Source organism: Lactococcus sp. UBA7128, assembly GCF_002492185.1.
In the GTDB taxonomy this organism is placed as follows: Bacteria; Bacillota; Bacilli; order Lactobacillales; family Streptococcaceae; genus Lactococcus; species Lactococcus muris.
Genome location: NZ_DKXK01000012.1, coordinates 34,794 through 43,553 on the forward strand (window position 1 = coordinate 34,794; position 8,760 = coordinate 43,553).

The 8,760-nt window shown below is 38.4% G+C and carries 6 protein-coding genes; all 6 read right to left on the reverse strand.

Features of this window, described 5'->3' with window-relative positions; genetic code table 11:
- Positions 1-166: 166 nt before the first annotated feature.
- Genes B4H39_RS01465 through B4H39_RS01490 form a run of 6 tightly spaced genes read right to left on the reverse strand, consistent with a single transcriptional unit; the run spans position 167 to position 8,654 of the window.
- A complete protein-coding gene (locus B4H39_RS01465) occupies positions 167-2,053 on the reverse strand; it encodes a BglG family transcription antiterminator (protein WP_251421732.1) in 1,887 nt (628 codons plus the stop codon).
- Positions 2,043-2,924 (reverse strand): ROK family protein, encoded by an 882-nt coding sequence (locus B4H39_RS01470; RefSeq protein WP_251421729.1) that lies wholly within the window; start codon positions 2,922-2,924, stop codon positions 2,043-2,045. Before B4H39_RS01470 ends, B4H39_RS01465 begins: the two co-directional genes overlap by 11 nt.
- Before the next feature lie 8 nt (positions 2,925-2,932).
- Positions 2,933-4,078, reverse strand: a complete 1,146-nt coding sequence (locus tag B4H39_RS01475; RefSeq protein ID WP_286927476.1) for an MFS transporter — start codon at positions 4,076-4,078, stop codon at positions 2,933-2,935.
- Positions 4,078-6,687, reverse strand: a complete 2,610-nt coding sequence (locus tag B4H39_RS01480; RefSeq protein ID WP_251421723.1) for a glycoside hydrolase family 38 C-terminal domain-containing protein — start codon at positions 6,685-6,687, stop codon at positions 4,078-4,080. The genes B4H39_RS01475 and B4H39_RS01480 overlap by 1 nt, the downstream gene beginning before the upstream one ends.
- Before the next feature lie 2 nt (positions 6,688-6,689).
- The gene (locus B4H39_RS01485; RefSeq protein ID WP_202230396.1) at positions 6,690-7,145 is read right to left on the reverse strand and encodes a PTS sugar transporter subunit IIA; all 456 of its coding nucleotides are present in this window, start codon (positions 7,143-7,145) and stop codon (positions 6,690-6,692) included.
- A gap of 15 nt (positions 7,146-7,160) precedes the next feature.
- On the reverse strand, positions 7,161-8,654 hold the full coding sequence (locus B4H39_RS01490) for a PTS fructose transporter subunit IIC (RefSeq protein ID WP_202230397.1): 1,494 nt from the start codon (positions 8,652-8,654) through the stop codon (positions 7,161-7,163).
- Between the last annotated feature and the right edge of the window lie 106 nt (positions 8,655-8,760).

Sequence of the window (8,760 nt, forward strand, 5' to 3'; positions counted from 1 at the left end):
AATAAGTGTGTCGAAACTCTATTTTATCGAATTCCTATGATTTTTCTTGTACAAAAAATGGCAATAGATTTTCATCTACCACCATAGATTATACAGAACCAAAATCCGTTGCTTTTCACATTATAACTTTCGGAAAAATTCCACCTCAACTTAATAATATTAGTCACTAAGACTGCGTATCGGTGAGAAATTCAAGAATTTCTTTTTCGCTCCCTTTCAGCAGGATGCTGTGTTCTGAGGAATCTATAATTTTAAGTAAGGTACCGTAAATTTGTTCTAACTCTTTGATTGAGCGATCTTTAATACACATCAGAAAGACATACCTCACTTTTTCTTTTCCCCATGTTAGCTCTTCTTTGACGCGCATAAAAGCAATAATCGGTTTTTTCACCTCCGAAACATCTAGAGGATGCGGTGTAGCGAAAGATTCTAAAGACGTAAAGGATAACTTCTCACGTTCCAAACATGATTCAATAAACCCTTCTTCAGCATAACCTCTTTCGATTAGTTTTTGACCCATGAACAAGATGGCTTGCCCAATGGTGTTTATTTTCTCATCTAAGAAAATAAAGTCTTCTGAAATAAGCTCTGAAAACTCTTCTGAGAATATCTGAGCTTTTTTCTGGAAAAAATTAGCTTGGAAGCTAGAAATATTTTCAATGTCTTCAGCAGATAAAATCGGTGAAAGCTTAATTACCGGATGTCCAGGCAAGTTAAAGTCCAAAGTCGTTAAGACTAAGTCTTCCGTAATCTCTGTTTGACTTATCTCCTGAACAGTAAGAATTCTCGAAATCAAAATATTAGGAAAAATCTTTCTCAATCGAGCCATCAAAAATTGAAAAACGCCTTGTCCACTTGCACTAATGAGTACAGCTAAAACGGGTGTTTGACTGCTTTCATGCTCTTTTAAAACTTGTATATGCAAAGCAATATAGGCAACCTCATCCTCTGTTAAGAGTATCTCAAAATTTTCTCGGAGCGCCTTTGCAATGCTGAGACTGTCTTCAAAAGCAAGTGCATAATTTTTCTTAATATCTTGTAAGTTAGGGTTGCGTACAGAGCGTCCCTTTCGTGCACGGGCAATAGCTTCTCGAATATGATTGACCACTACATCTAATAACTGTTCATTGGAGTTTCTTGTAATTCTATCTAATATTCTCTTTATTTTTCGTTCTTCGTCATTATGCTTTTCAGACTTCTGTTTATGCAAAGTTAGAAAGGCAGAAAAGGCAGTAGCAGCACCTTCTGAGAAATCAAGCACTGCAAGCTTAGTAAATTTCTTCCAAAACTTACGTACAGCTTCTTCAGCTTTCACCTCAAAAGAATCAAAAGTCATTAATTTTTCCGAACTGGCTAAAAGATAGAGAAGCAAAAACTGATAGCTCTCATCACGTATAACTATTTTTTCTGATGTTAAGAAATCAGTCAATAAGTCCGCAATTCGCTTAAAATCTTCTACTTCATTTTTGCTCAAAAATATTTTAGGAACATTTTGTAAAATTTGTAGGAAGCGGTCCTCATCTTGGATAATTTTCCAGTTTTCATGATAAAAGTAATCTAAACAAGCCACAAAGATACTTTGGCGTTCTGCTTCTGCAAGTTCAATTAAAATACCTTTTTTAGAAATAACTGTTAAAGTCGCCCCCAGTTCTTCCAGAATTTGTTTAACTTTCGTTAAATCTTTTTCCAGAGTTGACTTACTGATAAAAAGTTGCTGGATAAAAGTTTGTTTGCTTATAGCTTCCTTTTTCTTCAATAGAGAAAATACTATAAAAGCCAAACGATCCTGCTGTGTCTCTGGTACAAAGTCACTAACAAGCTCCGCCTCCAGTAACCTCACAAATGCTTCATCCGAACCTTTTAAAGAAACGCCAACATTTGGTTTTCTAATAAGTACCACATCACTTCCTTTAAGTGAAAAATCGATCGCCTTAAGGGTGTTTGAAACAGTCTTATTTGATACTTTCAAATGCTTCGCAATTTCCGAAATGGTTACTGTCTGATGAGCATGAATATACTCAAGGATAGCGCGTTCCCGCGGGTCAAGTTTCAAGAGAACCTCCCTTCAAAAAATGATATAAAGCCCCTAAAAGATTAGCATCGTTACCAAACTTTCCAATCACTAAACGAGGAAACATATAATTGGCACGTCTAGCCATAACTTGTTCGATGGTTTCATCTAGCATTCGTTTAAAATAAGGATTTTGACTTACAGCGCCGCCCACAACAATAATTTCTGGATCAAGCGAATATTGTAAATTCAAAGCAGTGACAACTAAATAACTCAGTTGTTCTTTATAGAGTTTTTCTACCGTTTGGTTTTCTTGTGCCCTTTCAAATAACTCAAGTCCATTTCTGATAGAATAGCCCTTTTGATTGAGATATTGCAGCAAACCATGAAAACCAATTTTCCCTCCCAAGGAAGCATAATGCTGCTCTTCAGGCCTGTTCTGAACTAACATATACCCCAGCTCTCCACCATTCTTATGTGCTCCTCGATGGATGTCTCCATTGATTAATATTGCTCCACCAACTGCTGTACCAATGACAAACATAGCAGCGATACTTGCTTCCTGTGCACTCCCTCTCCAGTATTCTCCAAGCAAGGCACACTTGCCATCATTTTCAATACTCATTGGCAACTGAATTCTTAAAGATAAGTCCCTTAAAAAAGGCTTCCCAATCAAGTATTCAAGAGCTGAGGATGTTGTTAAAAGTCCTGATTCATAGTCAAAAATACCAGGTGAACTTATGGCTACTCCTGACAAATTTTGATACGTTTTGCATAACTGGTCCATTCGTGCCAACAATGACTCATAACTCTCTGGAATAACTTCTGAATATTTTTCTATAATAGTGCCATCTTTTGAAAGCAAACCATATTTTAAAGCTGTCCCACCTATATCAAAAACCAAATAAACCATCTTTTTCCTCATACATTATTTGAAGCGAGTCTTTTATAAAAGATTACCACAAAGCCAAAAGCAAACAAACTAATCAGCAAGTAGCTGACTAAAATACCGCGTACACCTATAGTTTCAAGAGATAAGGCATAAAGTTGTGCCAGCCCTACACCGATAAGATTAGCTATAAAAGTAAAGCGCATCGTTAAAGTCCCTACAATTTCATTACCTAACTTGGCTCTCAGCAAGGTCAGAAAACCGATATATAAGAAAGCAAAATTAATCCCATGAAAAAGATAAGTTGCTACAAAAGATACTGCATTAGGACTTACGATAGCTAGAGCCCAGCGAATAATGGAAGCCAAGAAACCAATGAATAAGACTTGCTTCGCTCCGATTTTTCTAATTAAACGATCCACTACATAAAAAGCTGATACCTCAGAGATGCAAGAACCGATAAAAACAGCAACACTCACATATAGGGTCACATGCTGCAAGGGTAAAGAAAATTGTTCTCGCAAGTAGCCATTAAAGAGATAGCCAAAAGATCCTGGTAGTGTCGTGACTACAGCACAGCAAAAAATAAATACAAGTGCTGACAGTGGCAACTTCATCTTCTTTTTATCATAGCCTTGCTCAACGCTACTTCGACTTGAAAAAGGTGTTTTCAGATTGAGAAACAGTAAGATAAAATTAATCACCACGGATAAAATCAATAAAATAGGAACTTCAAACTCTAGGAACAGAAAGCCACTCACTAAAAATCCGCTTGTAGCATAGCCGAGTGAACCAAACATACGATATTTGCCGAAATCAAGACGTTTTTTACTGGCTTCTTCTAAAAGTAAACTCTCATAAAAAATATCACAACCTACGGCACCTACTTGATAGATCAGAAAGCCAACAATAAAAACTGTAGGAAACTCAACAATAAAAAGAAGAGCGGAAATTATTATTCTGAGAATTAGAGTCCCACGAATAACCGAGTTCCTGTGTTTACTTCTTTCTAAGATGCCACTATATAACAGTATTGAGCCAATAACAATAAGTTGCACAAATGTCAAAACTTGCAGACTAGTGGCAGACGATACATTTTTGGCTGCCATCAGTGGCTCATATTGAAAGATCCACATAGCTGTCAATACTGAATACAAGTAGAGCTGAATGCGAAACATCAATTGCGCCATAGTTTAATACTTACCATATCATATGGAGCAATCTCAGACTGTGCTGCTACAATAGCTTCCTGCGCGTTAACAAATTCATATTTGGCATAATGCGAGAAGTCAAAGTCCCCAATCGCCAAAGGTTGGCTTGTTGGATTAGCCAAGCGTAAAACTTCTGCCTCTGTGTCATATAACGACGGCATGAAAGTTGTATCAAAAGCAGAACCATCGATTTTAAGTAATGAAAATGCATCAACACGCGCTATGCGCTCGTCATCGGCTTGGATTTTATTGTCCAAACGATGAATAAATTTATTCAGCACCTGATTTTGATAAGCAATATTAGGCGATATATATTCTGCCCAGTGTTGAGAAGTCGCAAACTCATCAAAGGCTTGAGCGTTCACAACTAGAGCAAACTCAAAGCGTTGCTCACCTAATAATTCAGCCATCGGCGTCGGCATCATGACATGCCCTTTTTTAGTCGTATCTCCTGACGCTCGCCCCGGACGATATGCGAGATTTGGTTTACCTAACTGTGAAGTCGTAGCAAGCAGTGTTAAATATAAACTTCCTTTTTGGAATTGGTACTCTTTCAAGCCTTTTCCAAAAGCACTCACATGATAATGTTCATTCGCAACAGAAACACTCTTATCAAATGGTTCTAAATCAATTGGATACTCGACATAGGACTTAAACCAGTTTGGAATATCTTCGGTCAAGGACTCACGGGAAATGAAACCAAAAGGTAAAGAAGCAATTGAACGTGTGTTCTCCACGCCAGTATTAAGCTTTAGACGCAAACGGTGGCTAAGGATTTGATTGTCAATGACTAAAATACCTTCTATCAATTCACTGTTTTTCTTCAAAGTCAAGGTCAGAGTCATTGTCAGACTTCCCAGCTCTTTTGTTTCCAGACGATTTTCTAAAGTTTTGGGAAGCTGGAACTGACCACTTAGTATCATCTTCTCAGCCAGTGATGTTTTTTGTACCTGACTATCTGTAAGACGTAGAATAATCGGTTCATCATCTTTGAGCGGTGAGAAATCATAAGTATCGCCGTCGTTTCCCATGTCCTCAAACTCTAAAAAGTTTTCTAAATGAATCCCGTCTGTAGTAAGGAGCGAAAGTTTTCCAGCTTCATTATTGATTGTATAGTATTCATTTTTAATTGCCACATCATTTGTTGCAACAAATACTTCTGCTTCTTCTTGGCTGTCTTCTATTGTGAAGATTTTGTAGCCCATACTCGGAATTTCTACATGCGCGAGAGCATACAAACGATAGTAGGGATCTTCGTTGATGTATTTATTACCTTCTGGCGTTTCTAAAAGAAGATTGTCTTTACCTGCAAAATACTCTTCATCCACAATAATCATCTCTTCAATACCGGATAACTTGATGTTTTTGCTTGCTGCTAAGAAATCAATCTGCTTATAGCCTTTAAAGTCTTTGGATGTCGTATTGAAAACCAAGATTTCCTTATCAGAAAGGCCTAATTTTTCACTCAAGCGTTTGACAATATAGTTCTCCATACCATCAGCAAGTTCTTCTGCTTCTTTCATACGATGAAGAATATCAACTGCTACATCATCCGATACACAGCCGCCCATTGAATCATGGGCATGTCCTTCAAGTATTTTTTTCCAAGCGATAACTAATGTTTCTGTACTGAGTGTAATCCCATGTGCTTTACCTATAGCAAGCAATGGTTCTACACGTTTCAAGAGTTTTTGTTCAATAATGAAATTTGTACGCTTAATATCGTAGCGAACAGAACCGATAGATTTATGTGCACGAGTTGTACAAGGTTCACGGAACTCCCCTTTATATTCTGGAAGATTTTCTTCTTTTTTTATGACATCTAAAAATTCTTCATATGAACTTTCGATAAAATCATAGTCTGTTTTTTCAGAAATTGCCTTAAGAGTTTGTGGTAAACTACGGATAATATCTAACTGATCGCCGCCTGCAGTCAGTAACAAATCATTGACGTCCGTCCATTTTTCTGTCCGTTTTACAGCAGGAAGTAAACGTTCTTCGATATATTCAGGTTCATCTTTCAAGAAGGCTACTGCACCATAGCCATCTACCAAGTTCATGGCTGTAATTTCTTTCTCTCCCAAACCTTTCCAGGTGAAGTAAGGACTCTGCGTATGTTTTTCCAGATTGAGACCACGCCAGAAAACAATATTGTCTAAGCCGCAATGTTGCAAGACTGTCGGCCACTGTGCATTATGTCCGAAAGTATCTGGCAGGTAACCAATTTTCATTTCCTCGCCGTACTTACGACTGTCACGCATACCAATAATCATATTACGGATTAGACTTTCCTCATCAACAAAGAAAGCATCTGTTTGGGTATACCAAGGACCAATAGCAAGCTGCTTATTAGCGACAAGTTTTTTCACATTCTCTAGTTGCTGCGGATTAAGACGCATATAATCATCCAAAATTGAAGATTGTCCGTCTAAACAGAACTTCGCTTCGGGATTTTGCAAAAGTTCATCGATTACATTATTGAAGAGATTATCACTCAAAAGAAAAGCATCCATGGTCGTGAAATACCACTCTCTGTCCCAATGCGTATGATTAACAATATGTACTTTCTTTTTCATGTTTAAACTCCTAATTTTTCTGAAATAATCGTATAAGCTTCGTCTGTTGTGCTGCTATTTTTTAATGCTTCTCGGAAATTATCATCAATCAAGGCACGTGCAATTTGCGCCAGATAGCGCAAGTGCTCTTTGGCTCCCGTACTTGGAATGAGTAAGGCAAATGAGTTTTCAATATCCGATCCGTCTAAACTTTCCCAAGCAATCGCTTTAGTCTTTATGAACATTAACTGAGGCGCTTTGACCGTATCACTTTTACAATGCGGTATAGCAAATCCATCTTGAAAAGCCGTTGTCGATTGACTTTCACGCTCCATTAAGCCTTGAAAGCACGCCTCTTCTGAGTGAACATAATCAAGCGCAATGGCTTTTTGAGCAATATAGCGAAACAATGCTTCATTATTGACAAAGCTATCCTCTGTAAAAAAGACATTTTCTTTGTTAAATACTGTATTTTCCATTTTTACTTTCTCTTTTTATCCTTGTTGAATATCTTCAGCCACTTCAACATTTCTATTTCTTACGATGAATCGATAGATCAAAGCATTAACAAAACTTGCGAGAAGAATTAAAATAATCCAGTAGAGCCACGCAAAGTTAGGACCTGTTGTATAACCTAAGAAGGCACCCAAAGGTGAGCCAACACCTCCAAAGAATTTTATACCCATACCCGCAACGGTAGCACCTGCAAGTGCAGAAGATAAGGTATTGGCAATAATGAACTTAGGATTTGATGCTGCAAAGGGAATCGCACCTTCCGTTACGCCGACCATGCCCATAACCAAGGCTGATGAACCAAGTGCACGCTCTTCTGTCGTAAAGTATTTTTTGAAGAGGAGTGTTGCAATACCTGCGCCAAGTGGTGCTACAGCAATAGCAGCTCCTGTTGCTGCTTGTGGGATAGCATTGACTGCTTCAGGACCAAACTGTGCCATCGTATCAACAAAAATTGCTGAAGAAACAAGCATTGCTGTTTTGTTAATCGGTCCTCCCATGTCAACACCCATCATTCCGCCAAGAATCGCGCCGTAAATAATCGGTGCTGCTTCATAACGCACAGTGACATCATTGATAACATCGTATAAAACAGCCATACCATTTGCTATCGGATCCCCAATTAAGAAATGAATCACGACAAAGGAAACAAAAGTTGCAACCATCGGGATAATCAAAATAGGCACAATGGGTTTAATAATATCGGGATATTTGATTTTTTTGAGCAGTTTGACAAAGTAACCGACACCAAACCCAACTAAAATAGCTCCAAGGAATCCTGCCCCTGTTTCTGTTCCTAAGAAAGTCGGATCATTGATGATATAGGCTGCAATGAAAGCTGGAGCAACAGCTGGTTTGTCCCCAATCGCGCGTGCAACTCCCGCTGCAAAGATTGGAATCATCAATGTGAAACCGACTTTACCTAAGTCAAACATTTTCGAGAGGAATTGCCCCATCATGTCTTCGCTAAAGCCCCAAACAACGAGGTTGGCATTATTGGGATCAGGTTGGAAGGCAAAGGCATTTGCGATTGCTAAAAGTAGCCCGGCTGCAATGGTCACTGGAATCATATCGGTCAAACCAGACATCAAATAACGTACAGCCTTATTCCCAGAGGTTCCAATTTCCATTTTTCCGCCAACTTTGACGCCTTTACCGCTAAAAGGCTGTGCGTTAGCGAGGGCGTTTTCTATGACAGCTTGCCCATCTTTAAGGACAGAGTTGGTGTCAATTTCTACCAAACGCTTATTAACAAAACGTGCTTTATCCACATTAACGTCTGCTGCGATAATGACAACATCAGCCTCTCTAATCTCTTGATCGTTGAGGGCATTTTCAGTTCCAATAGTGCCTTGTGTTTCAACTTTGACGTCATAGCCAAGTTCTTCTGCAGCCTTTTCTAATGCTGCTTGTGCCATATAAGTATGGGCAATTCCTGCGGCGCATGCTGTAACACCTACAATTTTTTTGCTCATGATAAACTCCTAATTTTTATTCGAAAGCGCTTTCTGACATTAAGTTTATATTAATTAACAAGAAGTGTCAATATTGTTTCGATATATTTCATATCCAAGTTTTACC